We start from the raw sequence: 26,583 nt of genomic DNA on the forward strand, positions 1-26,583 counted from the left end.
CTAATAGGGGGACATATGAACAAACTTTACACTTTTCTTACTGGTTACGTTACCTTAGCCCTAATTACTCTTGTTCTTTCCTTTAATGCCTCAGCAGCTTTATCAGGTACCTGCGGCATGATAGCAACGCCACCCATTGCACCTGGTGCTAGTAGCTCAACTTATAATGTTCTAGCACTTATTAATTTCTCTACAAATACGATTACTTATAGTTCAATGGATCTTTCCTTCAGTAGTGGAGTTGCTACACCTACTCAATCTTATGGTACAAAAGCTATTACAGTCACATCGAACTCCAATATTACGGGTTCCTACACTATGTCTTTTACATCTGGATCTGGTAACCATACTTTGATTTTTAACATATTACCCGTGAACAGTGGCAACACCATTTTAATTCAAGGAACTTCCGATCCATTTAGTGGTGTATGTCAAATGCAATAAGGGGGTAGAAATGAAAGCTTATCTAATTGCAGTATCACTAATTTTAGGCTTGATTGGGTGTGGTGGAGGAAGCGGTAGCACCACTACAAGTACCGCAACTCCGTCAACGCTTTTGCAATCAAATAGCACAGCTGCCACTGCCGCCGTGGTAACAACCAGTCAATAAACTACTCCGGCCTAAGGGCCGAATAGTTCACAAACTATAAAAGTGAAGAATTTAGGCTCTATACCAAACAAAGGGGCACTTTAATTGAATCAGCCTAAACTAAATCCTTGATTTTGCGATAAAAAAGGAGATTAAAGTGCCCAAGAACAATCTTATGCTAAATTGCCTTGGTTTTTCTATAGTAAAAGTTAGTGGTTATTAGTCCGTATTATTAGATGTGAAATACAAACGCTTAGCACGTTATAGAGGGTTGGTATCAAAGTCACTACCTACTACAGCATAGAGAACTACTATCCAAAGTCTGTCCATGAGTACTGGGTATTGATGAACATTTCTTTAGTAAGAAAGAAGGCTTTGCCACCACGCTTTGCGATCTGAGAAAGCATCGGATCTGTGATGTGGTTCGTGGTCGTAGTGAAGGGGATTTAAAAGGCTATTATCTTCATCAGTGACTTGGTAAAGAACGTGTTAAGGTTGTTTGAGCATGATTAAAACTGCCCTCTTAAATGGGAGATAGGCCAAGAGCCGAAAGAGCCTAGATTCTCTAATACGTGTGTTCTGGCTCCCCGACCTGGACTCGAACCAGGGACCTGCGGATTAACAGTCCGTCGCTCTACCGACTGAGCTATCAGGGATAAGAATTCGTTATTCTAAACACAGGAGAGTGTTTGGTCAATATTTTTAAGGTATTTGAATACTATTTTGTTAAATAAAACCTTATCTACAGTAATGTTAGAAAACAATCTCACCAAGATGAGAGTTATTTCTTGGTGAGGAGAGTATAGGAATATATTATTTTAAAATGCCAGTAATGGCAGCAATCACTGCATTCATATTATTTTTATTTAGCGCTGCAACACAAATGCGGCCACTGTCCACTGCATAAACGGAGTAATTATCCCTTAGTTGGTGTACCTGTTCTTTAGTGAGACCTGAAAAGGAAAACATACCATTTTGTTGAGCCACAAAACTAAAGTCATGTTGCGGCAAACTCTCTTTGAGTTGATTCACAAAGAGCACGCGCATTTCCTTAATACGGTTACGCATTGCGCCTAATTCCTTCTCCCAGAGCGCTCGGAGCTCTGCGTTACCAAGAACTGTGGCAACGATTTGAGCACCATGGGCTGGAGGATTAGAGTAGTTGGTTCTAATCACTCTCTTTAGTTGCGATAACACTCTACCAGCCTCTTCTTTAGACTGACAGGCAATATGGAATGCCCCGATTCTTTCTCCGTAAAGGGAAAAGGATTTCGAAAATGAATTGGATACAAAAGTCACTAGGCCAGCTGCTACAAATTTTTTAATTACCAGACCATCTTCATCAATAGATTTAGAAAAACCTTGATAGGCTAAATCAAGAAAAGGGACTAGATTTTTAGCTTTGACTATATCAATAATGGTGTGCCACTGATCATCGGTTAGATCCACGCCACTTGGGTTATGACAACAGGCATGAAGAACAATAATGGTACCCTGTGCGCAGGCATTCAGTTTTTCAATCATGCCGCTAAAGTTAACGCCATGACTTTTAGCATCGTAGTAGGGATAAGTATTTACCTTAAAGCCTGCTGACTCAAATAAAGCACGGTGATTTTCCCAGCTGGGGTCTGAAATTAATACTTCAGCTTGGCTATGGAATCGTTGCAGAAAATCAGCGCCGAGTTTCAAGCCTCCAGTACCCCCTAAGGCTTGCGCGCTCACAATCCTTTCTTCTTGTATGGCCTCAGAATCACTGCCGAAAACCAGTGCTTGAACTTCCTTGTTGTAAAGAGCCATTCCCTCGATAGGTTGGTAACCCCGAGGGAGTTGTTGACTATGAATCAGCGTTTCCGCCTGCTTCACACATTCTAAAAGAGGGACTTTACCGTTTTCATCGGTATAAACTCCCACGCCAAGATTCACTTTATGGGGGTTTTTGTCCGCATTAAACGCTTCAGTAATCCCCAAAATAGGGTCCTTAGGGGCCATTTCTATGTTTGCAAGTAAGTTATTCGACATCATGATCCTTAATGATATGATTAAACGTTATTTAATCGGATATTTTAGCAGTGATTCATACTTTCCCCAATAGTCCCTATCATCTCCATTCCCCCTTTGAGCCTGCGGGGGATCAACCTAAGGCCATCGATAAAATCATAGAAGGGATCCAGGACGGGTTACAGTTTCAAACCCTGTTAGGTGTCACAGGCTCGGGGAAAACTTTTACCATGGCCAACGTGATTGCAAGAACCGGTCGCCCAGCCTTTGTCATGGCTCCCAATAAAACCCTAGCGGCCCAACTTTACTCCGAATTAAGGGAGTTTTTTCCAGATAACGCTGTGGAATATTTTGTTTCCTACTATGATTACTATCAGCCAGAGGCCTATGTTCCTGCTCGCGACTTGTATATTGAGAAGGACTCCAGTATTAATGAACACATTGAGCAGATGCGTTTATCTGCTACCAAGTCCTTATTGGAACGACGTGATTGCATTATAGTCGCTACAGTGTCCGCTATCTACGGTATTGGAGACTTAGGGGATTATCATCAGATGATCCTGCACATTAAAGAACATGAAAGACTTGATCAACGAACTATTATTCAACAACTCACCATCATGCAATATACCCGTAATGAGCTGGAGTTTAAGCGCGGTATCTTTAGGGTGAGGGGAGATGTACTAGATATTTTTCCTGCAGAGAGCAGTGAGTTGGCCTTGAGGGTCACATTATTTGATGACGAAGTGGAATCTTTGATGCTCTTTGATCCCTTAACAGGTAAAACAGTTCAGCGTTTGGGACGCTTTACCATTTACCCATCAAGTCACTATGTCACACCAAGGGATACGGTACTCAAAGCCATTGAATCTATCAAAGTGGAGTTATCCAGTCGCATGGAGGAATTTGCACGAGATCATAAATTGGTGGAATTGCAACGCATCGAGCAACGCACTCGCTATGATTTGGAACTCCTGAATGAAATTGGTTTTTGTAAGGGAATTGAGAACTACTCCCGTCATTTCTCCAGACGACCCCCAGGGGATGCCCCGCCCACATTAATTGAGTATCTTCCTAAAGACACCTTGATGTTTTTAGATGAATCCCATGTCACTGTTCCTCAAGTGGGGGCCATGTATAAGGGAGACCGATCTAGAAAAGAGAACCTGGTTAATTATGGTTTTAGACTGCCCTCAGCCCTTGATAACCGTCCCCTGCGTTTTGATGAATTTGAGAAACTGATGCCGCAAACAGTATTCATCTCCGCAACCCCAGCGCGTTATGAAGCGGAGCACACTGGGCAGGTGATAGAGCAACTGGTACGGCCAACCGGCTTAGTGGATCCACAGATTGTGGTAAAACCCGCCACCCATCAAGTGGATGATTTACTCTCGGAAATTAAAGAGCGCATTATGATTGGGGAGAGAGTATTAGTCACCACCTTAACCAAAAGAATGGCGGAGGATTTAACAGAATATCTTGAGGAGAACACCATTAAAGTTAGGTACCTTCACTCAGATGTGGATACCGTTGAAAGGGTAGAAATTATCCGTGATTTAAGAAAAGGTTTGTTTGATGTGTTGGTGGGAATTAACCTACTGCGTGAGGGTTTGGATATTCCCGAAGTATCCTTAGTGGCTATTTTAGATGCTGACAAAGAGGGGTTTTTAAGGTCTGAGCGGTCCTTAATTCAAACCATCGGACGCGCGGCGCGCCACCTAAACGGTACAGCAATTTTATATGCCGACCGAATCACGGATTCCATGAAAAAAGCCATGGATGAAACTCATCGCCGTCGAGAATTGCAAATTGCCTTTAATACGAAACACGGTATTACACCCAAAGGCGTTACCAAAAAAATTAAGGATATTATTGAGGGTATTTATGATCCTGAGGTGGCAAGCTCCCTCTATGAAGAGATCAAACAAAAACAACACTTGGATTCCCTAAATGATAAAGAACTTAACCAGCGTTTAAAAGACCTTGAAAAACAAATGTTAAATGCCGCCAAAAACTTAGAATTTGAGAAGGCAGCAAAGTGTCGTGACGAAATTAAAGCCATTAAAGACTTTATGTTGTTGTGAACATTACTGTTGGCTAAGAAGTTTTCCTGGGTTCATGAGATTGAGAGGGTCTAAGGCAGTTTTAATGGTGCGCATTAATTTCATCTCAAGGGGACTCTTGTACTTGATTAAATCCTTGATTTTAAGTTGTCCAATGCCATGCTCAGCACTCAAACTACCACGGTATTCATAAACGAGGTCGTAGACTAAATCATTTATGGCTGAGCTTAAGGAGAGAAAAGTCTCTTTTTTCATGGTGCTGGGATTGGTGAAATTAAAATGCAAATTACCATCGCCAAGATGACCAAAACATACGGTGATCACCCCTGGGATTAACGCTCTGACTTGTGCGATGGCTCTGTCCACAAACTCAGATATGGCGCTAATGGGTAAACTGATGTCATGTTTGATGCTAAAGCCCTCAGTCTTTTCTGCTAAGGGAATATGTTCACGTACCGCCCAACATTGCATGATTTGTTGTTGATTGAGCGCTACCACCACATTACTAATTAAGTTGTTGTCTATACAATGCATAAAAATGTTTTCATGGGCTGTGGTGTGATGAAAGAATTCCAGTTCCACTAAAATCGCCCATTGGTTTTCTTGGTATGCTGGAATAGGCAGTGTTGGAAAGTGTTTACCCACCAAATGTAAGCATTCACTAGACATGATTTCAAAGGCGCTAATATTCTCGCCTACATGATTTTTTAAAAAAGACAAGGTGCTCACTGCTGAAGATAAACTATCGGCTGTGAGCCAATAGACCTCACGTGTGTGAGGCAAGGGCATTAGCTTTAAAGTGGCCGCCGTAATAAGCCCCAGCGTCCCCTCGGCACCTATAAAAAGTTGTTTTAAATCGTAACCTGAATTGTCTTTTCTCAGACCATTTAAAGCGGTCCATACGTCCCCGCTCGCCAATACCACCTCCAGCCCCATGACCAGGGAGCGCATATTGCCATAGCGAATCACCGCGCTGCCTCCCGCATTAGTGGAAATGATGCCACCCACCTGAGCACTCCCCTCGGAAGCCATGGACAAAGGAAAGAAGCGCTGGTGTTGTTGGGCAAGCAAGGCGAGATTTTCTAAGATCACTCCACTTTCCACGGTGATTGTATTGTTCTCTAAATCAATTTCTCTAATACGGTTTAACCTTGAAAGATTCACAATAATTGAGGGGATTGTACTAATGGGCACCGAGGCACCGCAAAGGCTCGTGTTGCCCGATTGAGGAACTATACTTAGTTGATATTGATGACAGAGTTTAACCAGTGTAGAGACTTCCTCAAGGCTATTTGGCAATACCACGGCGAGAGCGGATCCACTATAGCGGCCTCGCCAGTCTGTCTCATAGGATTGTTTAGCACTCTCATCTAAGATTACTTGATGAGCAGAAAACATGGCACAAAGATCCTCAATAAAGGGCATGATGACGGGCTTTAATAGTGTTCACTGTCTGATTAATTAATTTACGGGCAATACTCACCGGGTGGGGTAACAGAGGGAGCGCGTCTATACTAAACCACTTTGCGTCCTCAATTTCCTGAGGTTGGGGCACAATTGTTCCTGACACATAACGACAGGTAAAAGCCACCATGAGTGAATGAGGGAAAGGCCAGGATTGGCTGGTAAAGTATTCCACTTGGTCCACCACCACATTGACTTCCTCTTTTATCTCTCGATGAAGAGCCATTTCAAGACTCTCTCCCACCTCACAAAAGCCCGCAATGGCACTATACATGCCTGGCGCAAAATGAGGGCTGCGTGCCAATAAAATCTCCTGATCACGCACAATTAATCCCATCACCACAGGGGAGATACGCGGATAGGAGCGATAGTGACAGTTGGGGCATACTTTTGCTAATTCATGCTCATGATGGGTGTTTTCAGTAGCACAGGTGGGGCAGTAGCGATGAGTTCTGTCCCAATCAATGATTTGTAATCCCTTACCAATGAGAGCAATCAGCTCCTCATTAAGGAGCCCGAATAAACTTCTGAGTCCTATGAAACGGTAACCCATGGCTGGTATATAGGACTCATTCACTTCCAAGGCATAACAGCTAAGGTGCTGAGAGTCCAGTACCCTATGTTGACGTAGCATAAAGGGCTTACACTCCGCGAGGAGTTGACTGTCAGGTAAGGACGGATCCGTTTCACTCTCTGTCACCAACAGTTGATGACCCTGAAAAACAAAAAAAAGTTGATTAGCCATGTTTATCAATGATCGGGAATAAGATTAATTTTTTCTAACCATAGGGTAGCTTTACTGTCACTGGGAGCCCGCCAATCGCCTCTGGGTGAGAGTGACCCACCAGAGCCTACCTTGGGTGCATTAGCAATACAACTTCGTTTATACTGGCTCTGTTCAAAGAAGCGTTTTACAAAAATGGTAAGCCAGTGCTTAATGGTGGCAATATCATAAACGTTCTTGTGAAATAACGTAATTTCTGGCCATAAACCCTGATCCACATCATGCCATGCACACCAAGCCATGAAAGCTACCCGTTCCGGAGAAAACCCAAAGCGCGTTAAATAATATAAATGAAAATCCTGTATTTCATAAGGACCGATCACCTGTTCAGTGGATTGTACTTGACCACTGTGCTGAGCTGGAATAAGTTCTGGTGAAATCTCGCTGTGCACAATATGGTTTAATGTATTGCTTAACTCTTCAGTATGAGCGTAGTTTTCGGCCCACCATACTACAAGATGTTGCATCAGTGATTTGGGTACGCTGGCGTTGACATGATAGTGAGCCATGTGATCTCCCACACCATAGGTGGCCCAGCCAAGAGCTAGCTCACTCAAATCACTGGTACCCACCACCATTGCCTGCTTCATGTTAGCAATTCGAAACAAATGATTAGAGCGCTCACCCGCTTGGACATTTTCAAAGGTAATGTCAAAAACAGGCTGTCCCTCTGCAAAGGGGTGCCCCAAATCTTTGAGCATTTGCATACAGCTTGGTCTAATATCAACGATTTCTCTCGTGACACCCAAATGCTCTGTCAGCGTATTAAAAAACTCTATTGAACGATCACTGGTAGCAAATCCCGTTAAGCCATAAGCATAAATAGAGCTTCGGGACAGCGTTAGTCGATCCATGGCGGTCACAGCCACCAGAAGCGCATGGGTTGAATCCAGTCCCCCTGAAACCCCAATCACAAGATGAGTGAGTCCGGTAAAGCGGATTCGTGAAATCAATCCTTGCACTTGTATTTCAAAAACTTCCTGGCAACGCTGAGCTCTATCCTTCGCAGTATGTGGAACATAGGGAAAGCGCAGGGGCGGATGATCAAGAGCAATCACACTGTCCTCATGAAGCGCAAGAGAGAAACTAACTTCATTAAACTTGTCCAACTCAATCGCATTTAACTCTTGGCACTGAGCAAAGGTATTCTGCCGAATTCTCTCTTGCGTTAAGCGTTGTAAATCAATATCAGCAACGATTAATTGTGACTCTAAATAGTAACGAGTAGATTCTTTAATAATTTGCCCATAATCACAAATGATGCCATGACCATCCCAGGCAAGATCAGTGGTCGACTCCCCGATCCCAGCGGAGCTGTATAAATAAGCACTAAGGGTTCTGGCCGCAAGATTAGAGACCAATTGTCGTCGGTAGTCCGCCTTTCCAATAGAAGCATTGGAGGCAGACAAATTAGCAATCACTGTGGCTCCTGCGAGAGCTGCATAGGAGGAGGGGGGAATAGGAACCCAAAGATCCTCACAAATCTCTATGGCAATTTTTAGTTCTGGACAATTGATAGCAGAAAAAATGATTTTACTACCGAAGGGGACTTCTTCTCCTAGCACTGATATATATTCCACCACATCAGGATCGGCCGCAGAAAAATATCGGGCTTCATAAAACTCGCGGTTATTAGGAATATAGGTTTTAGGGACGAGTCCCATCAATTTACCTTGGCCTATTAACGCCGCACAATTAAATAATTTATTATGGTGTTGGAAGGGTAAACCCACAATAGACATGATGGGTAAGTGGGATGTTTCTCGAATAACATACTGCAACTGTTGCAGTGCTGAGCTAATTAGTGTGTGTTGATGAAATAAATCATCACAGCTGTAACCTGTAATACCTAATTCGGGAAAAACGATTAATCCCACCTGCTGAGTACAGGCCTCTTGAATGAGACGAATAATCTCTTTTGCATTAGCAGCCGGGTCCGCTAAAAAAACCCGAGGGGTGGCCACTGAGGTTCTAAAAAAACCATGATGGTAGAGATTAAAGTAGGGCAGTGTTTTCATATCTTGCATAGATTATTTTTTTGATAACTCGGGTTCTTGAGACTTATCCCAACCGCCACCTAGGGCGACCACTAATTGTACTCCAGCCACAAATTGTCTACTTTTAATTTGAATGGCGTTAATCTGACTGGTTAAGAGAGTGGCTTGTGCGGTGATCACATTTAAATAGTTGACTGTTCCGGCAATATACTGGCTACGGGTTAACTCTAAATTCTTCTTAGACAACTCCACCGCCTCGTTCTGAACAGATATCTCTCGGGTGAGAATGGCTGTAGCACTCAAATTATCTTCTACGTTTTGAAAAGCTGTGAGTACCACTTGCCGATAGTTAGCCACCGCCTGATCATATTGGGCCACGGCTTCACGATACCCACCCAATCGTTGTCCGCCATCGAAAATAGGTAAGCTGACACTAGGACTAATTCCCCAACCATAATTAGCAGGACCAATTAAATTGTTATAAATATTACTTTGGTAACCAATGTTACTTGTCAGATTAAAAGTCGGGAAAAACGCCGCCTTAGCCACCCCTATTTTAGCGCTAGCTGCTGCAGCACTTCTCTCTGCCACAGATACATCAGGACGTCTTTCAAGGAGCACGGACGGAACTGTAACGGGAATGGTTAAGTTAAAGTCTGTGAGATTCACTTTGTTTATTTTCAGCTCTGAGGGGGCTCGACCCACTAATACAGCTATGGCATGCTCTAATTGTGAGCGCTGAACTCCTAGGTCAATCATTTGTGTTTGCGCAGTTTTAAGCTGCGTCTGAGCTTGAATCAAATCAGTTTGGGCCGCCACCCCCTCATCAAAACGATTTTTAGTGAGCTCTATATATTGTTCATAAACGGTAATAGTGTCCTGTAACAACGATTCCTCTGTATCATCAGCACGCAGTTGAAAGTAGTCAGCGGCTAACTGACTTTGTAAGCTTAATCGGGTTGCTGCCACTTGGCTTGCGGAGGATTGCATGGAGGCTACATCCGCTTCAATTTGTCGTCTAATACCCCCCCATATATCAAGCTCCCAGCTCGATTGCATATTTAAGGAATGGCTATCAAAAATCCTTCCTGGACCAAAGCTAAAGGCTCCACTCGAAAAACGATTACGGTTAGTGGTCTCATTCAAGGTGAAACTCGGAAAAAGCGGAGCGGTGTCAGCGGTCACCAAGGCACGTGCTTGCCGTAAAGCGGCAAACTGTTGAAGCAGTGACTGATTACTGTGCTCCACCTGAGTTTCTAATTCATCAAGGGTTTTATCGTGGAAGAGTTGCCACCAATTACTGGGAATATTATTGTCGTTGGGCTCTGCCACTTTCCATCCCTTTGGTATAGTGAAACTCGATGGATTAGAGGCATCTGGTTTCACATAATCAGGACCCACCGCGCAACCTGTTAAGGCAGTCACCATGCTCATCAGTGTAATCAAACCAATGCTTTGCTTCATCATGAGGCCACTCTCTTACTTTTTAAAAGTCCAAAAAATCCATATTGTCTTAATCTATCTAAATAAATATAAACAACTGGGGTCGTATACAGAGTTAATATTTGACTGACAGTTAATCCTCCTACAATAGCTACGCCCAGAGGGCGACGCAACTCTCCGCCATCGCCAAAACCTATGGCCAAGGGAATCGCCCCTAACATGGCTGCTAGGGTGGTCATAATGATGGGTCTAAAACGCATGTTACAAGCCTCTATCACTGCCTCCTCCGCGCTTTTCCCAAGCCTCTCGGCCTGAAGAGCAAAGTCAATCATAATAATGGCGTTCTTTTTCACAATACCGATGAGCAGAATAACACCGATCAGACCAATTAAATCAAATTGCAGACCAGTGATTTCAAGCCCCAGCAAGGCTCCCACACCCGCTGAGGGGAGGGTGGATAAAATGGTAAAAGGGTGTACTAAGCTTTCATACAAAATTCCTAACACGATATAGACCGTAATTAAAGCCACAAGGATTAGGATTGGCTCATTAGATAAGGAACCAATAAATACCTTAGCTGTTCCCTGAAACCCTCCACGCACTGTGGAGGGCACACCAAGCTTAATGAACGTATCGTTAATTGCTTGAGTTGCCTGACCTAGGGAAACACCCTTGGGTAAGTTAAAAGTAATGGTGGTGGCAGGAAGGTCTCCTTGGTGGGAAACAGTCAAAGGAGTATTGGTTCTTCTAAAGCTAACAAAAGCCGACAAAGGAATAATAGCGCCGTTTCGTCCAGTCACGTAGGTTTCTTGAAGAATAGAGGGACCATTTAGATATTCTGGAGCAGCTTCCATAACCACTCGATACTGGTTGAGGGGATGGTAAATAGTACTAATAATCCTTTGTCCGTATAGATCGTTTAAGGTTTGATCGATGGCAAAGGTGTTAACCCCCAATTTGGAAGCAGTATCTCGATCAATATCCAACCATTGCTCTATCCCTTTATCCTCTTGGTCTGTGTTCACATCTGCTAAGGTGGGCAATTTTGATAAGGCATTTTTAATTTTAGGCGCCCAAAATCTGAGTTCCGTTAGGGTGCTGCCCTCAAGAGTATATTGGTATTGAGCATTACCCGTTCTACCACCAAAACGAAAATCCTGAATAGCTTGTAAATAAAGTGTTGCCCCTGATACGGCAACTAATTTTTTTCTGAGACGGGCAATCACTTCATCGGCACTCAAATGTCTTTCTGACTTAGGTTTCAAAATAATAAATACATTGGCCGCATTGCGCGCTTCTCCCCCGGTAAAACCAATGACGTTTTGGGTTTCAGGATCTGCTTTGCAAATATTAATTAATTGAATCATCTTATCGCGCATGGCCTGAAAGGAAATATCTTGATCAGCCTGAACTCGGCCAATAATTCTTCCTGTGTCCTGCTGCGGAAAAAACCCTTTAGGTACCACCGTGAAGAGATAAAAATTCAAACCAATCACCAGAAATAAGGATAACAACACCCATCTTTTTCTTTTTAAGGCCCAGCTGAGAGAGCGTGAATAATAAAGACCTAAATGATCGATTTTCTCTAACCATTGTTTGAGTTTACTGACCTCTTTAAGAGGGGTATTGACTGGTTTTTTTAAAATTCTGGCACACAACATGGGCGTTGTAGTGAGGGATATGACCAGTGACACCAAAATGGCTACTGACAGCACCACGGAAAACTCACGAAAGATACGTCCCACAAGTCCACCCATTAATAATAAAGGAACAAATACAGCAACGAGAGAAATACTGATTGAGATGACAGTAAAGGTCACCTCTTTAGCGCCCCGAGTGGCTGCGTCAATAGGCTTTAAGCCTTGCTCTATATAGCGTGAGATATTCTCAAGAATGACGATAGCATCATCCACCACAAAACCCGTTGAAATGGTTAATGCCATTAAAGATAAATTATTTAAACTGTAACCCAATAAGAACATCACGCCAAAGGTACCTAAAATAGACACTGGAACAACAATACTCGGAATAAAGGTGGCATTGCCTTCGCGCAAAAAAACATAAACCACGAGGACCACCAATAATGTGGAAATCAATAGCGTTATCTCCACATCAAAGAGTGATCCTTTAATGGTAGGAGTTCTGTCCATCACGATTTTAAGGTTAACGGCGGGCGGAATGGATGCTTGTATTTGCGGCATGGCATCCTTGATATGTTGAACCGTATCAATGATATTAGCATTAGGTTGTCGGCTGACAATCACAATAATAGCTCTGTGACCATCAGCAATACCCAAATGTCGACTGTCTTCCACATCGTCAATAACCGTAGCCACATCGGATAAACGAACTGGATTGCCATTTTTATACGTGATGATTAAATCACGGTATTGTGCGGCACTCATAACTTGATCGTTATCTCTAATTTGCCAATGATAACGATTATTAGCAAAAAAACCCTTAGGTCGAAACACATTATTGGCATTAATAGCTGACCGAACCGATTCAATACTGATTCCGTAACGATTAAGAGACGGCGGATTTAATTCTATTCGCACAGCAGGCAGTGAACTCCCACCAATCGTCACTTGGCCAACGCCATCTACCTGTGATAATTTCTGGGCCACAATAGTGGATGCCGCATCGTAAACAGCTCCGGCGGTTAAGGTTTCTGAAGTCATAGAAAGAATCAGTATCGGCGCATCGGCTGCATTAAATTTTTTATAAATAGGATTATTGGGTAAACCCGTCGGCAGATTAGTACGCGCGGCATTAATCGCTGCCATCACATCTCTTGCGGCACCATTAATATCTCGATCTAAGTCAAACAACAGGGAGATATTAGTGGAGCCTGAGGTACTGCTTGAGGTCACTTCTGCAACCCCTGATATTTGACTCAAGGTTTTTTCAAGAGGAGTAGCTATGGTAGAGGCCATGGTGTCTGGATTGGCACCAGGCAATGCCACTTGAACAAAGATTGCTGGGAAATCCACTTGCGGCAAAGGAGCGACAGGCAATAATACAAAGGCCACAATACCTGCTAAAGCGATGGCGGCAGTGAGCAGGGTGGTGGCGACGGGCCGCAATATAAATAATTTAGTGATATTCATGATGCTTGTTTTTTAACAAACAACCGATCAAGCGTTAAATAAATCACAGGGGTAGTGAAAAGCGTTAAAAGTTGACTCACTAACAAGCCCCCCACCATAGCCAAACCCAGGGGTTGCCTTAACTCGGAGCCTACTCCCGTGCCAAGCATTAAGGGAATAGCAGCGAATAAGGCACTTAAGGTGGTCATTAAAATCGGACGAAAACGAAGTAAACAGGCTTGATGAATAGCTTCCTGCGCAGTTTTTCCTTGATGGCGCTCGGCATCCAAAGCAAAGTCAATCATCATGATGGCGTTTTTCTTAACGATACCGATTAATAAAATAATGCCAATAATGCCAAGAATACCTAAATCATTGCCAGAGATGTAGAGAGCGAGTAAGGCGCCCACGCCAGCGGAGGGTAGTGTCGATAAAATAGTGATGGGATGGATATAGCTTTCATATAAAACACCTAAGACTATGTACATGGTAACGATGGCCGCAAAAATTAACCACAGGGTACTTGACAGCGAAGATTTAAAGGCTTTTGCAGCCCCTTGAAAATGGGTTTCAATGCTGCCTGGTATATGAATTTTAGTTTCAGCATCTTGTATGGCATTCACTGCTTCACCAAGTGAATACCCTGTCTTCACGTTAAAAGAAATAGTAGTAGCAGGAAACTGCCCTAAATGATTGACGGATAAATGACTGGGTTTCACAGTGGTTTTCACCAAGGAAATCAAAGGTACCTGTACGTTATTGAGTCCTGATATATAGAGATCGCTTAATTGATCAGGATTTTTTCTGAAGGCAGGATCGGTTTCTAGTATAACTCTGTATAAATTTGATTCAGTGAATATAGTGGATACCATTCTCTGGCCATAAGCATCGTACAAGGAGTTGTCAATGTTAGCCACACTCACCCCTAAGCGCGAAGCCGTATCACGGTTAATTTCTACGAAATTTTGTAAACCCTGATTCTGAATGTCGGAAGCCACGTCCTGTAATTCGGGGAGCTGTTGTAGCTGATCGGTTAACTTTGGTGTCCATTCATCAATGTCAGATTGTTTGGGACTACTTAAAGTAAATTGATATTGAGTGCGACTAACATTGTCTTCAATAGTGATGTCTTGAATGGGCTGAAAATAGACCTTGATATCAGGGACATTTAATAGTTCTTTATTCAAACGATTGATGATCACAGACGCGGATTCGTGATGTTGTCGTTTATTTAAAGGTTTGAGATTAATCAGCAATCGTCCCGTATTAAGGGTGGTATTAATACCATCAACGCCAATAAATGAACTCAAATCTTCCACATCAGGATCCTTGAGTAGGGTGTCAATGGCCATACGTTGCCGCGACTGCATATTCGTAAAAGATACATTTTGCGGCGCTTCGGTAATGCCCTGGATAATGCCTGTGTCTTGTGTTGGGAAAAATCCTTTAGGAATTAATAAATACAACACCACTGTGAGCGCTAAAGTAGCTAAAGCTAACCATAAAGTCTCTTTCTGGTGCTGAAAAACATACTTCAGCGCTTGATCATATTTTTTCACCATAAAGTCTTGCCAACGATGAAATTGTTGAATAAGCGGCCAATATTCCAAATTATCATTTTTCTTACCCAGTAGCCGGGCACTCATCATGGGTGTGAGAGTGAGCGATACGAAAGCAGAAATAACAATGGCGATAGCGAGAGTAATGGCAAACTCCTTAAACAAGCGACCGATCACATCGTGCATGAATAACAAAGGAATTAATACCGCCACTAAAGATACGGTTAATGAAATAATGGTGAAGCCAATTTGCTTGGCACCTTTGATAGCCGCTTGATAGGGTGGCTCTCCTTGCTCAATAAACCGTGTAATGTTTTCAATCATCACGATGGCATCATCGACCACAAAACCGGTGGCAATGGTAAAAGCCATCAGAGTTAAGTTATTGATGCTAAAGTGAATCAAATACATAACACCAATAGTCCCAATTAAAGACAGAGGAACTGCAATACTCGGAATCAGCGTGCCAGATATACTACGTAAAAATAAAAAGATGACCATCACCACTAAGCAGATGGCCAGTAATAATTCAAATTGAATATCCTCCACTGAGGCGCGAATGGTAGTGGTGCGATCGGTAATCACCCTCATGTCCATGGAACTGGGCATAGATTCTTTAATGCCGGGCAAGATTTCCTTAATGTCATTGACCACATTAATCACATTAGCGCCGGGTTGCTTTTGGATATTTAGTATGATGGCGGGAGTTTTATTCATCCATCCTGCCAGTTGATCATTTTCCGTGCCATCAATGATAGTAGCTACATCCTCTAAACGAATGGGATTAGCATTTTGATAACCAACGATTAATTTTGCATAGTCGCTTGCACTGTGCAGTTGGTCATTCGCATCAATGCTAATGGAGCGTTCTGGGCCATCAAAACCTCCCTTAGCGATTCTCATATTATTTGTAATAATGGCCGTGCGAATATCCTCAAGATTTAATTTCATATTGGCCAGCGACACAGGATTTACTTGCACCCTCACAGCTGGCCTCTGTCCCCCTGCAATACTCACCATGCCAACGCCAGAAATTTGGGATATTTTTTGCGCAACCCGAGTTTCCACCCAATCCTGTAATTCCCTAAGACGCATGTCTTTGGCCGTAACCGCCAGCGTTAAAATAGGAGCGTCTGCGGGATTTACCTTGTTATAAATAGGGGGCATGGGTAAGTCGGTGGGTAGAAATGTAGTAGCAGCATTGATGGCCTCTTGGACTTGCTGTTCATCCACGTCAATATTGGTGTTTAAGGAAAACTGTAGGGTAATAACCGAGGCGCCACCGCTGCTGGTTGAGCGCATTTGTGTGAGCCCTGACATTTGCCCTAGTTGTCTCTCCAGGGGGGCCGTAATCGTGGACGTAGTTACCTCGGGTCCTGCGCCAGGATATAAAGTGACCACCTGAATGGTTGGGTAATCCACTTCAGGCAGAGCTGACAAAGGTAAAAATCGCCACGCTGTGATGCCGGTGATCAAGATGGCTAGCATCAATAAGCTAGTGGCCACGGGTCGTTCAATAAAAACCTTAGAGAAATTCATGCTCTCTTGATCCTAGATGGTTAATCTTAATGGTTAAAGAGAGTTTGCAACCTTCACCTGGGCACCATCTCTTAAGTTATCTATACCGTCTTTGATAACAATATCACCTTGTTTTAAGCCAGAATCTACCACCGTTTCTCTATCATTGGAGGGGCCAACAATTACCTGTTGAACTGAGACCGTATGCTTATCTGGATGATAAATATAAACATAAGGACCACTGCTACCCTGTTGAATGGCGGCTGCAGGGATAATTAAGGCATTGGTAATAGTTTCTATTAATATTCTGGCGTTAACGAATTGATTAGGAAAGAGTTTAAACTCTTGGTTATCAAAGTTGGCGCGCAGTTTTACCATACCTGTGGTGGTATCAACGAGGTTATCTACGGTAATGAGAGACCCTTCAGTAATGAATTGGGTATTGTTTCTGTTCCATATTTGTACGGGTATTTTTTGTTGCGATTTGAGTCGTAACATTAACTTAGGAATAATATCTTGAGGCAATGGAAAAATCACTGTAATGGGATCCAATTGCGTCAAAGCTACTATACCGTTAGTGTCTGCTGCATGAACAATGTTCCCCAAGTCCACCAAACGTAAACCCAGACGTCCGGAGACAGGGGCTGTGATATGGCTGTAGATTAACTGAAGTTTAGCGTTATCCACCTGTGATTTATCGGTTAGAACAGTGCCCTCGTATTGAACCACGAGATATTTTTGCGTATCCAGTTGTTGGCGGGGGATCGCTCCTTTTGCAGAGAGTACGGTGTAGCGTTTAAAGTCTAATTTCGCATTATTAAGAAGTGCCTCATCATGCTCCAATTGTCCTTGAGCCTGCTCTAACTGTACTTGGTAGGGGCGGGGATCAATATCTACGATGGGGTCACCTTCTTTAACTAATTCACCTTCCTTAAAGTATATTTTAACGATCGCCCCATCCACACGGGAGCGAACAGTCACATTGTAAACGGGAGTGACTGTGCCAAGCCCTGTTACCCAAACAGGAAAGTCCGCTTGTTTGGTTTTAGCGATCACCACGGGTGGAATAGGGCGGGTGTGCTGCTGTGCCGCCTCTTTAGCCAAATGACTTTTATGGTGAAAATACCCCCAAAGGGCGACACCACCAAGACAAAACAGGATAATTTTCTTTTGGATAGATAACGATCTAACGTATTGAATAAGTTTCATATCAAGCCTTAATGATTAATTGTCTGCAAGCGAAAGTCGTCTTCTAAGGTGGTTTTGGTTACCTGAAAAGGAACCGGACCATCAGCTTCGGCATTGATGAATTGATGTGCGTAAGGATTAGAGGAGTTGACCATGCTCTGCGGGTCTCCCATCGCCACCAGTCTCCCTTCGCTAATGAGATAAATATAATCTACAACTTTAAGGGTTTCGCTCACATCATAGGTCACTACAATTGAGGTAATTCCAGTACTATCATTAAGATGACGAACTAGTTTGGCCACAGCATTCAAAGAGATGGGGTCGAGCCCGGCAAAGGGTTCATCATAAATGGCCACAGTAGGGTCCATGGCTATGGCCCTAGCAAGACACACGCGGCGGTTCATTCCACCTGACAGCTCCGCCGGGAAAAGATCCTTAGCGCCTCTAAGTCCCACAGCTTCAAGCTTCATGTACACTAAATCACGAATCATTTTCTCAGGCAAACGGGTATGTTCTCTTAAGGCAAAGGCAATATTTTCAAAAACCGTTAAATCACTGAACAAACCACCTTGTTGAAACATCATACCCATTTCTCTACGCATGGCGTAGAGTTCGCTGTCACTCATTTCATGGACCACGCGCCCATTAAATCTCACCGCCCCTTTAAGAGGCTTTAATTGCCCACCAATGATTTTTAATAGGGTGGTTTTACCGCAACCGCTATTACCCAATATGGCACTAACTTTGCCCTCAGGAATCACTAAGCTGATTCCTTGCAGAACTTTGCGCTGACCGTAATGAAAATGCAGATCTTCTATTTCTATTGCTGTAGACAATTCATTTATCCATAAAAAATAGTTTGGTGGCAAACAATAGGCTCATCATACCGATGATAGAGGAAGATTTCTAGCTAACTCCTTTATTTATAATGTAAAAATAAGAAAATATTTTATTTTTTTACTTTGCTTTTATGACCAATCAATCGTAAAATAATTGATTATTATTATTATAAATAAATAAAACTATTATAATTAAAGACTTATTTTAAATAATGACTAATTCATTACAAACAAAACCTATACATCAAGACCTTGCCAAAGATTTGGCTATCTCAGCTCAGCAGTTGGTTATCTTACAATTACTCTCCTTAGCTTACTTGCAGATCAGCAAATCTCAGCTATTACAATGCCTTAATCAATTTCACATCCTTGAACAAGCACCTGTTGTTATCGACAACGAGACTTTTCAGCAGGATATTGATACCTTGATTAAGGTTGGATACATTCAAGTCCAGTCAAGTAAGCTCTATTGTGAGATGGTCTGCGCTGAAAAAGTTCTCCGTTATTTAAAAAAATATCCCGATAAAGCCACTTACTTTACCACCATCAAGATGGTATTTAAGATAGCAGACTATAAATATGGTTATTTTGTTCGACACTTTAGTGAGGGGGTCAGAGACCTGAGGTTGGCTTTATACGCTGAAAAGTATGAAGATTTCTCTAAATTAGCACAAACCATACAAAGTTATTTTTCAAATGAATGGCGTAATCGCAACCCTTATCTGAATATTTTCGATAATCCCTTTGACGCAGATCTTTTCGATTCCCTACCCAATGATATTTCATTAACTATTGCAGCGACTATTCTGGCGATTCGTGTCAATCGACTAGAAAACTGCGTGGCACCACTCGCCTGGCTGAGAGACAGGGCAAAATTGGCAAAAGAGGAGCAGCGGGCTTGGTTTGCCGCGGTGCTCTGCGAGCCCATGGTTCTTAGAGGTCATATTGATGAGGCGGTGGCGCTCTCTAAATCAAAAAAATCTCCTGAATTACCCACTCCCATTGAGGGACTAGCAGGGGTTTTAAAGGGTGACTTCACTCATGCGCAGCTCATTTTTGACAGTTATTTAAAAGAGGCCAAAAAAGGGATTGATCTCAGAAAACTTGGCATGGCAGGACTCTCTGGTGCATCTTACGTCATCTCCCTGATTACCTCCTCAGACCCAAAAAAAGTTGAAAAAGCTACCGCCCATATCGGCTCAGTTATGAAGACGGGTTCTTCTATGCTCTCCGTCTATGCGGCCTTAGGTCGTACAGCTCGGGCCAGCTCTACCCTAGTCGCCAGGAAAGTGGATGAACGAGTTGATATCTCTGAGCGTGATTCTTTGGGATTGTTATTTCATTCCTTGGAGCTTTGGTGGATAGACGGCTCCACTGATGTCATTGATAGAGACAGGATAAGAGAATTAGCCCTAAAAGCAGAAAAGAACGGTTACCGATGGGTGGCTGCGGAGGCCAATACGCTGCTAGGGAATATGGATTCTGAAATTCATAATGATAAAGGACATAAACTTCATTATGAATTAGGAACCAAAAGCTTGTTGAATGCAGTACGTCGTCAACCCATGTGGGAGAGGGCGTTAAGTGCCTTAGAAAAATTTGGTTCTGACTTTACCAATATCTCAAGCCAAATCAAATCCAGCCGTTTTATTTGGCACTTAACTTATCAAGATAATGGTGCACGCTGCCTCCTTGAAGCTCGAGAACAAAAGAGGGTGGGGAGTGGTGCGTGGGGCACTAGTCGTGCTGTATCCATTAATCGATTACTCACTGTACAACAGGAGATTGATGGTCTATCAGAACAAGATCGCGCAGTGATTGCGATGATTCGTGTGGCAGAAAATAATGCAAAAAGTACAAATAAAAAGCTAGATTTTCTGCCGGCCTTATCTTTACTGGTGGGTCATCCTCTGCTTTTTTGGAGTAATAAGAGTAATGAACAAGTTACATTAGTTAAAAGTTATCCTGAAATAAATGTGTCTCTTGATAACCAACACATTTGCATTCAAATTACTCCGACTTTTAGTGAAGGTGAGCGCTTTAAATTAATCCGTGAAACCAAAAATCGTTTACGAATTATTGAAGCGCATCCTGATCATGAAAAGCTATTAAATATAATTGATCAAAATGGTTTAGTTGTTCCTTTAAGTATGGAGGAGCGAGTTAAACTCATTCTTGACTCACTGTCTAATAAGTTGGTTGTCCGCTCTCAAATTGGTAAAGGGAATATCAGCATTCAAGCTGATCACTTTCAACTTTATATTCTTTTATCACCAGCAGCAACTGGTCTTAATGTTGAATTAATAGTGATGCCTGATGGTGAAAAAGGAACTATATTCACACCAGGGTTAGGTCTTGAGTATATAGACAGTCACCACAGTACAGAGGGTGATAAATTTCAGATTAAGCGTAATTTATCGCAAGAAGTGGATGCTGCCGAAGAGGTGTTTAAACAGTGTCGTCCTTGGCTAAAAGAGGTGGATGAAACACTCTTCACCGGAACCACGCCTCACGTGTCAGCCGCCTGTGAACTGCTGATTACCTTGAAGGAATTTGGAGAGCGCGTACAATTGCGCTGGCCTGAGGGTGAAACAATTAAAATTTCAGGGGAAGCGGACGCCTCCCAGCTTTCTTTAAGTGTGACCTCTCAAGGAGATTGGCTTGGGGTAAATGGCCAATTAGTCATCGATCAAGATAATGTGATTGAACTCAAAGACTTACTTCAAGCCTCTGCGGTGCAAGAGAGCCGCTTTGTACCACTTAAAAACGGACAGTATATTGCACTCAGCGAACAGTTATTAAAGCGCGTCAAGGATTTAGATGGTTTATCGGAAAAAGATACCCATGAAATTCGTATTCATGCGCTAGCGGCCACTGAGTTATCCAAGGTGGTTAATCTAACTGAAAGCACACAAACCGATACCGGTTGGCGTCACCTATTAGAGCAAAGGGATAGCCTGACACAATGGTATCCTGTTTTGCCAGACTCCCTCCAAGCCGAATTAAGAGATTATCAGTTGGTTGGCTTTGAGTGGCTAGCTCGCCATGCCAAGGCAGGTTCTGGGGCCTGCTTGGCTGATGACATGGGGTTAGGTAAAACACTGCAAACTCTGACACTACTGTTACATCGAGCCAGTGATGGACCGGCTCTAGTTATTGCCCCCACCTCAGTATGTGGCAACTGGCTCAGTGAAGCCCAGAGATTTGCTCCATCACTGAATATTCGATGGCTTGGCACAAGCTCTAAAGATAAATTTTATCTTGAGGCAGGGCCAGGAGATCTTATTATCATGAGCTATACCTTATTTCAGCAAGAGGGAGAGAGTTTAGCGCAAAAAAGATGGTCTACGGTGGTATTAGATGAAGCGCAAGCCATTAAAAACTCGGGGACTAAACGCTCCCAGGCAGCGATGAAGTTAAACGCTCATTTTCGTTTAATTACCACGGGAACCCCCATAGAGAATCATTTGGGCGAGCTGTGGAATTTATTTCGATTTATTAACCCTGGTTTATTGGGATCTCACGACTCCTTTAATGATCGCTTTGCCATTCCTATTGAAAAAAATAACGATTCAGAAGCCCGTGAGCGCTTGCGACGCTTGATTCAACCCTTTATTTTAAGAAGAACCAAATCTCAGGTTCTCTCAGAACTACCCCCACGTACTGAGGTGACTATTACCCTTGATCTATCACCGGAAGAGCGCTCAATGTATGAGGCAGTGAGACAAGAAGCTCTTGAAAAAGCAACCCCCACCAATGATGACCATCCTAACCGTATTCGGGTACTGGCTGGCATTATGAAGTTAAGAAGGGCCTGTTGTCATGGTGCTTTAATTCTTCCTCAATTATCCTGGCAATCAGTCAAAATCAATGCCTTGGTGGAAATTATTGAAGAATTAAAAGACAGTGGTCACCGTGCCCTCATTTTTAGCCAGTTTGTGGATTTCTTAAGTCTTATAAAACAAGCCATGGAAGAGAAGGGGGTTAGTTACCTGTATTTAGATGGCAGTACCTCCGTTCAAGACCGTGTTAAGCGCGTAAAAGCTTTTCAGGAAGGGGAGGGAGACGTGTTTCTTATTAGTTTAAAAGCAGGTGGGGTAGGCCTTAATTTAACCGCCGCTGACTATGTAATTCACATGGACCCTTGGTGGAATCCGGCCGTAGAGGATCAAGCCTCGGACCGTGCACATCGCATGGGACAAACTAGGCCTGTTACCATTTATCGTTTGGTGACCAAGGATACCATTGAAGAAAAAATTGTGGCCTTGCATGAGCGCAAAAGAAACCTAGCAGATAGTCTGTTAGAGGGGGCTGGAGAAGTGAGTAGCATTTCCACGGAAGAACTTATTCGACTTTTACAAGAAGAGCCCCTCAAGTGATATTCAAGGGGGCTTATCCTGTTGACTAACCCATTAAAGGTTTGTAGCGGATACGTTTAGGTTTCGCCCCTTCCTCACCTAAACGTCTTCTCTTGTCTTCCTCATATTCATGATAGTTACCCGCAAAAAATACCACCTGCGAATCCCCTTCAAAAGCCAAAATATGAGTAGCAATACGATCTAAAAACCAGCGATCGTGAGAGATGACAATCACTGAGCCAGCAAACTCTAACAAAGCATCCTCTAATGCACGTAGGGTTTCTATGTCAAGGTCATTAGAGGGTTCATCCAGCAGTAAAACATTACCCCCTTGAATTAAGGTCTTGGCCATATGTAAACGCCCGCGCTCGCCACCTGAGAGATTACCTACCATTTTTTGCTGGTCGCCACCTTTGAAATTAAAGCGTCCTATATAAGCTCGGGAGGGTGTTTCATAGCGTCCTACGGTGAGAATATCCGCTCCTCCAGAGACCTCTTCCCAGACGGTTTTTTTGTTATCCAAAATATCGCGTGATTGATCCACATAGGCAAGATTCACCGTGGCCCCTAAAACAATCTCGCCACTATCCGGTTTCTCAAGACCCGTGATCATCTTAAAGAGAGTGGATTTACCAGCTCCATTGGGACCGATGACCCCCACAATGGCTCCGGCGGGGATCGAGAAACTGACATTATCAATAAGCAATTTCTTATCGAAGGATTTGCTGACGTTTTTAAATTCAATAACTTGATCGCCTAACCTTTCGCCTACTGGAATAAAGATTTCTTGAGTTTCATTGCGTTTTTGGTATTCCTGTGAACTCAATTCATCAAAGCGAGCGATCCGGGCTTTAGATTTAGCTTGTCGACCTTTGGGGTTTTGTCTTACCCAGGCTAATTCTTTTTGAATGGCTTTTTGGCGAGCAGATTCCTGAGCATCCTCTTGCTTGAGGCGGTCTTCTTTTTGTTCTAACCAACTGCTGTAATTACCTTTCCAAGGAATACCCTGACCGCGGTCGAGTTCTAAAATCCATTCAGCCGCATTGTCTAGAAAATAACGATCGTGGGTGACGGCCACCACGGTACCTGAAAAGCGGTGTAAAAACTGTTCAAGCCAGTCTACGCTCTCGGCATCCAAATGGTTGGTGGGTTCATCTAACAATAACATATCAGGTCTTGAAATAAGCAAGCGACACAGGGCAACGCGACGTTTTTCACCTCCTGATAAGTGGCCGATTTTAGCCTCCCAAGGAGGAAGTCGTAGAGCGTCAGCGGCCACTTCCATTTGAAGTTCTGCACTATGACCGTCCGAAGCACTTAATATGGCCTCCAGCCTTGCTTGCTCTTGCGCTAGGTGATCAAAATCCGCATCTGGCTCGGCATAGGCTGCATAGACTTTTTCAAGTAGGGCTTTAGCGGTAATCACTTCGCCTAAACCCTCTTCAACGGCTTGTCTTACGGTGAGTTCTGGGTCAATTTGTGGCTCTTGAGAGAGATAACCAATAGAAATATCAGGCATAGGAGTGGCTTCACCCTCTATTTCCTTATCTAACCCGGCCATAATTTTCAGCAAAGTGGACTTACCAGAGCCATTAAGACCTAAGACGCCAATTTTAGCACCCGGAAAAAAGCTTAAAGAAACATCCTTTAAAATTTGTCTTTTGGGTGGCACAATTTTGCCAACTCGATTCATGGTAAATACGTACTGAGCCATAACTGCTATCCTTAAGAATCATGTATAAATATGTAAAACACTGTTAATCTGGAACCAGTTTCGCTGGCATATCTCTAAAGATATGAAATAATACTTGAATAATAGAACATCGTTGGAGGTTATATGAATTTATTTACACGGTCTCTTGTAATCGTTGCTCCAGTAGCCTTCCTGTTAGCCGGATGTGCTGGCCCTGGAGTAGGCGGTGGCGACTATACCACCTCGCAGGTGAGAGGTGAGCAATCAGTACGGTTAGGAACGGTGGAGAGCGTTAGAAACGTTCGTATCCAATCCGATCAGCCTGGTATCGTTGGTGTCTTAGGTGGCGGGGTAGCAGGAGCTGCACTTGGTAGTACTGTAGGCGGTGGGAATGGTAACGCCGCCGCAACTGTATTAGGGGCATTAGCCGGTGCAGTAGCCGGTAATAGCGTTGAAAACAACGTTGAAACTAAAGACGGTGTTGAAGTTACCGTGCGCTTAGACAGTGGGTACGTGATTGCTGTGACCCAAGGGGCTGATGAAGCATTTAAAGTAGGTGAACGAGTACAGATATTAGGTGGTGGCGGAGCCACCCGAGTCACAAGACTCGCTGGTAATTCAGGACTGAATGCTCCTTTGACACCCATCGCTGCTCCTGCTAGTAATACTAATATGCCACCTCCGCCAGCCCCCGTTAGAAATACGGCGCCCCAACAACAATATCAATATTATTGTCCAGACAATAACCAATACTACCCAACGGTACAATCCTGCAAGTCGCCATGGATGAAAGTAGTTAAGTAAATGTCCTCGGCCTGAGGCAGGATCTTTGAATTACAAAGTCTCCTGCCTAGCAGAGAACCTTATTTCTCTGCCTTATATTGCTGCAAATTGATGACTTAAAAACTTTGAAAAAAAATTTTTTAATATAATTAAACTATTAGAGCGTGTATTTCATAGGAAAGACACGCTCTCTTGTTAATAAAAAGTTAAAGGAACGCCATTAATAGGAATAGTGACTTGCATTCCTTGTAACTGTCCAGAAGAATTAATGTTGAAGCAAATGTTTTGATTATAGTTGGTTAAACCATCGGTAGTGCCTTGCGTGGTGAGAGTAGGAGTGTCGTTATAACAGAGTAGGGCAGTACTGACAGTATTAGCATTAATACTGAAAGTCTCTGCTAAGGTACCATCAGAGATAGTTTGTTGCGAATTGTTAAATAAATTAGCCGTAATGTAATTACTGGTAAAGCCAACCAAACCTGTGGCTGGCAGAGATGTGGTACTTGTGACCGTAGAGAAGCTTCCAGGATAAAGGCCAGCAGTCCCAAGTAAACTATAAGTGGTTGGATTAAAATAACGAGTCAAAGTATTTGTGGCTTGATTATTAAAGAGGTTTAAGCTGCTGCCATTTTCTGTCAGGGTGGTGGTCACAACGGCGGAGATGGCTGATTGGTTGTTAAACTGTGTGGTGCCGGCTTGAGGAACACTACTGTAGGTGTAACTAAAATTATTACCATTACCATCTGTGGCATTTACAGTATAACTAAAAGGTGTGGTTGCTATTTGGGTAAATGCCGGTGTTAATTGAAAAGTTAGCGTCGAGGCAACAGGAGTAGGATTATTGTTAGTGGTATTGGGAACAGAACAATAGTAAGGATTACCAAAAGCATCGTACCCGCAGAATGTCACATTTCCAGAACCACCGCCACAATTCACTAACACAAGTGATGAGAGAGTCAACAACCACGTTGAGTTTTTTATTTTCCTTTGCATGATTTTTGCCTTTTATTTTTCCTTAATATTACTTTTTTTTGATTAGCTATAGATACAAAAATTTCTTCTGATTATGTAAAAGTATGTGTCCCATATGGTTTCAATGCGTAACAGTCCATGTAAAAGTGTGTCCACATTATTGTGAATAAACAACCAATTTTATTTTGCAAAATATATGTCTATTTAACTTTACATAATATAAATTATACGCATGTTTATATTAAA

The 26,583-nt window shown here is 43.0% G+C and carries 16 protein-coding genes, 1 tRNA gene and 1 pseudogene; 6 read left to right on the forward strand and 12 right to left on the reverse strand.

Annotation, left to right across the window (positions count from 1 at the left end; translation table 11 throughout):
* The first annotated feature begins 15 nt into the window (after nucleotides 1-15).
* From FERRO_RS08040 to FERRO_RS10730, 3 genes and pseudogenes are all read left to right on the forward strand, one after another.
* Nucleotides 16-444: a hypothetical protein gene (locus FERRO_RS08040; protein ID WP_056930347.1), complete on the forward strand. Its 429-nt coding sequence runs from the start codon at nucleotides 16-18 to the stop codon at nucleotides 442-444.
* Between the two features lie 10 nt (nucleotides 445-454).
* Nucleotides 455-610 carry a hypothetical protein gene (locus tag FERRO_RS10220; protein ID WP_160318124.1) on the forward strand — a complete coding sequence of 52 codons (156 nt, stop codon included), beginning with the start codon at nucleotides 455-457 and terminating at the stop codon, nucleotides 608-610.
* Between the two features lie 242 nt (nucleotides 611-852).
* Nucleotides 853-1,059 (forward strand): annotated as a pseudogene (locus FERRO_RS10730) (transposase); the annotation flags it as partial.
* 110 nt (nucleotides 1,060-1,169) lie between these two features.
* On the opposite strand, the gene FERRO_RS08045 reads toward FERRO_RS10730, so the two are convergent.
* Both FERRO_RS08045 and FERRO_RS08050 read right to left on the reverse strand, forming a co-directional pair.
* A tRNA-Asn gene (locus FERRO_RS08045) sits at nucleotides 1,170-1,245 on the reverse strand.
* Nucleotides 1,246-1,402: 157 nt separating this feature from the next.
* On the reverse strand, nucleotides 1,403-2,611 hold the full coding sequence (locus FERRO_RS08050; protein ID WP_239683501.1) for an amino acid aminotransferase: 1,209 nt from the start codon (nucleotides 2,609-2,611) through the stop codon (nucleotides 1,403-1,405).
* 47 nt (nucleotides 2,612-2,658) lie between these two features.
* Between FERRO_RS08050 and uvrB the strand changes: the two genes are divergently transcribed.
* Complete coding sequence (uvrB, locus tag FERRO_RS08055) at nucleotides 2,659-4,671, forward strand: excinuclease ABC subunit UvrB (protein ID WP_056930349.1); 2,013 nt, start codon at nucleotides 2,659-2,661, stop codon at nucleotides 4,669-4,671.
* A 3-nt stretch (nucleotides 4,672-4,674) separates the two neighbouring features.
* Here uvrB and FERRO_RS08060 read toward each other — a convergent pair whose 3' ends face one another.
* The 8 genes from FERRO_RS08060 to FERRO_RS08095 are packed head-to-tail and all read right to left on the reverse strand — an operon-like array spanning nucleotide 4,675 to nucleotide 18,528.
* Entirely contained in the window at nucleotides 4,675-6,048 is a 1,374-nt protein-coding gene (locus FERRO_RS08060) for an FAD-binding oxidoreductase (RefSeq protein ID WP_056930350.1), read from the reverse strand.
* A gap of 13 nt (nucleotides 6,049-6,061) precedes the next feature.
* Nucleotides 6,062-6,859: an NAD(+) diphosphatase gene (gene nudC / locus FERRO_RS08065; protein WP_056930351.1), complete on the reverse strand. Its 798-nt coding sequence runs from the start codon at nucleotides 6,857-6,859 to the stop codon at nucleotides 6,062-6,064.
* A 5-nt stretch (nucleotides 6,860-6,864) separates the two neighbouring features.
* Nucleotides 6,865-8,925 carry an NAD(+) synthase gene (locus FERRO_RS08070; RefSeq protein WP_082601249.1) on the reverse strand — a complete coding sequence of 687 codons (2,061 nt, stop codon included), beginning with the start codon at nucleotides 8,923-8,925 and terminating at the stop codon, nucleotides 6,865-6,867.
* Between the two features lie 3 nt (nucleotides 8,926-8,928).
* Nucleotides 8,929-10,362, reverse strand: a complete 1,434-nt coding sequence (locus FERRO_RS08075) for an efflux transporter outer membrane subunit (RefSeq protein ID WP_056930352.1) — start codon at nucleotides 10,360-10,362, stop codon at nucleotides 8,929-8,931.
* Nucleotides 10,359-13,448 carry an efflux RND transporter permease subunit gene (locus FERRO_RS08080; protein ID WP_056930353.1) on the reverse strand — a complete coding sequence of 1,030 codons (3,090 nt, stop codon included), beginning with the start codon at nucleotides 13,446-13,448 and terminating at the stop codon, nucleotides 10,359-10,361. The genes FERRO_RS08075 and FERRO_RS08080 overlap by 4 nt, the downstream gene beginning before the upstream one ends.
* Nucleotides 13,445-16,525, reverse strand: coding sequence for a multidrug efflux RND transporter permease subunit (locus tag FERRO_RS08085; RefSeq protein WP_056930354.1), 3,081 nt, complete (start codon nucleotides 16,523-16,525; stop codon nucleotides 13,445-13,447). The genes FERRO_RS08080 and FERRO_RS08085 overlap by 4 nt, the downstream gene beginning before the upstream one ends.
* 33 nt (nucleotides 16,526-16,558) lie before the next feature.
* The gene (locus FERRO_RS08090) at nucleotides 16,559-17,713 is read right to left on the reverse strand and encodes an MdtA/MuxA family multidrug efflux RND transporter periplasmic adaptor subunit (protein ID WP_056930355.1); all 1,155 of its coding nucleotides are present in this window, start codon (nucleotides 17,711-17,713) and stop codon (nucleotides 16,559-16,561) included.
* 8 nt (nucleotides 17,714-17,721) lie between these two features.
* Nucleotides 17,722-18,528: an ABC transporter ATP-binding protein gene (locus FERRO_RS08095; RefSeq protein WP_204374808.1), complete on the reverse strand. Its 807-nt coding sequence runs from the start codon at nucleotides 18,526-18,528 to the stop codon at nucleotides 17,722-17,724.
* 215 nt (nucleotides 18,529-18,743) lie between these two features.
* On the opposite strand from FERRO_RS08095, the gene FERRO_RS08100 reads away from it, so the two are divergent.
* Nucleotides 18,744-22,910 (forward strand): DEAD/DEAH box helicase, encoded by a 4,167-nt coding sequence (locus FERRO_RS08100; RefSeq protein ID WP_056930356.1) that lies wholly within the window; start codon nucleotides 18,744-18,746, stop codon nucleotides 22,908-22,910.
* Nucleotides 22,911-22,935: 25 nt separating this feature from the next.
* On the opposite strand, the gene ettA is transcribed toward FERRO_RS08100, so the two are convergent.
* Nucleotides 22,936-24,603, reverse strand: a complete 1,668-nt coding sequence (gene ettA, locus FERRO_RS08105) for an energy-dependent translational throttle protein EttA (protein ID WP_056930357.1) — start codon at nucleotides 24,601-24,603, stop codon at nucleotides 22,936-22,938.
* Between the two features lie 123 nt (nucleotides 24,604-24,726).
* Between ettA and FERRO_RS08110 the strand changes: the two genes are divergently transcribed.
* Nucleotides 24,727-25,386, forward strand: coding sequence for a glycine zipper 2TM domain-containing protein (locus tag FERRO_RS08110; RefSeq protein ID WP_082601250.1), 660 nt, complete (start codon nucleotides 24,727-24,729; stop codon nucleotides 25,384-25,386).
* Nucleotides 25,387-25,560: 174 nt separating this feature from the next.
* Here FERRO_RS08110 and FERRO_RS08115 read toward each other — a convergent pair whose 3' ends face one another.
* Nucleotides 25,561-26,358 carry a hypothetical protein gene (locus FERRO_RS08115; RefSeq protein ID WP_056930358.1) on the reverse strand — a complete coding sequence of 266 codons (798 nt, stop codon included), beginning with the start codon at nucleotides 26,356-26,358 and terminating at the stop codon, nucleotides 25,561-25,563.
* Between the last annotated feature and the right edge of the window lie 225 nt (nucleotides 26,359-26,583).

Source organism: Ferrovum sp. JA12, from assembly GCF_001431705.1.
Classification (GTDB): domain Bacteria; phylum Pseudomonadota; class Gammaproteobacteria; order Burkholderiales; family Ferrovaceae; genus PN-J185.

Bases quoted from the DNA above. Each gene is read 5' to 3' on its own strand.
- FERRO_RS08040 (WP_056930347.1), top strand. From the start codon at position 16: ATGAACAAACTTTACACTTTTCTTACTGGTTACGTTACCTTAGCCCTA.
- FERRO_RS10220 (WP_160318124.1), top strand. From the start codon at position 455: ATGAAAGCTTATCTAATTGCAGTATCACTAATTTTAGGCTTGATTGGG.
- FERRO_RS08050 (WP_239683501.1), bottom strand. From the start codon at position 2,611: ATGATGTCGAATAACTTACTTGCAAACATAGAAATGGCCCCTAAGGAC.
- FERRO_RS08060 (WP_056930350.1), bottom strand. From the start codon at position 6,048: ATGTTTTCTGCTCATCAAGTAATCTTAGATGAGAGTGCTAAACAATCC.
- nudC (WP_056930351.1), bottom strand. From the start codon at position 6,859: ATGGCTAATCAACTTTTTTTTGTTTTTCAGGGTCATCAACTGTTGGTG.
- FERRO_RS08070 (WP_082601249.1), bottom strand. From the start codon at position 8,925: ATGCAAGATATGAAAACACTGCCCTACTTTAATCTCTACCATCATGGT.
- FERRO_RS08075 (WP_056930352.1), bottom strand. From the start codon at position 10,362: ATGATGAAGCAAAGCATTGGTTTGATTACACTGATGAGCATGGTGACT.
- FERRO_RS08080 (WP_056930353.1), bottom strand. From the start codon at position 13,448: ATGAATATCACTAAATTATTTATATTGCGGCCCGTCGCCACCACCCTG.
- FERRO_RS08085 (WP_056930354.1), bottom strand. From the start codon at position 16,525: ATGAATTTCTCTAAGGTTTTTATTGAACGACCCGTGGCCACTAGCTTA.
- FERRO_RS08090 (WP_056930355.1), bottom strand. From the start codon at position 17,713: ATGAAACTTATTCAATACGTTAGATCGTTATCTATCCAAAAGAAAATT.
- FERRO_RS08100 (WP_056930356.1), top strand. From the start codon at position 18,744: ATGACTAATTCATTACAAACAAAACCTATACATCAAGACCTTGCCAAA.
- ettA (WP_056930357.1), bottom strand. From the start codon at position 24,603: ATGGCTCAGTACGTATTTACCATGAATCGAGTTGGCAAAATTGTGCCA.
- FERRO_RS08110 (WP_082601250.1), top strand. From the start codon at position 24,727: ATGAATTTATTTACACGGTCTCTTGTAATCGTTGCTCCAGTAGCCTTC.
- FERRO_RS08115 (WP_056930358.1), bottom strand. From the start codon at position 26,358: ATGCAAAGGAAAATAAAAAACTCAACGTGGTTGTTGACTCTCTCATCA.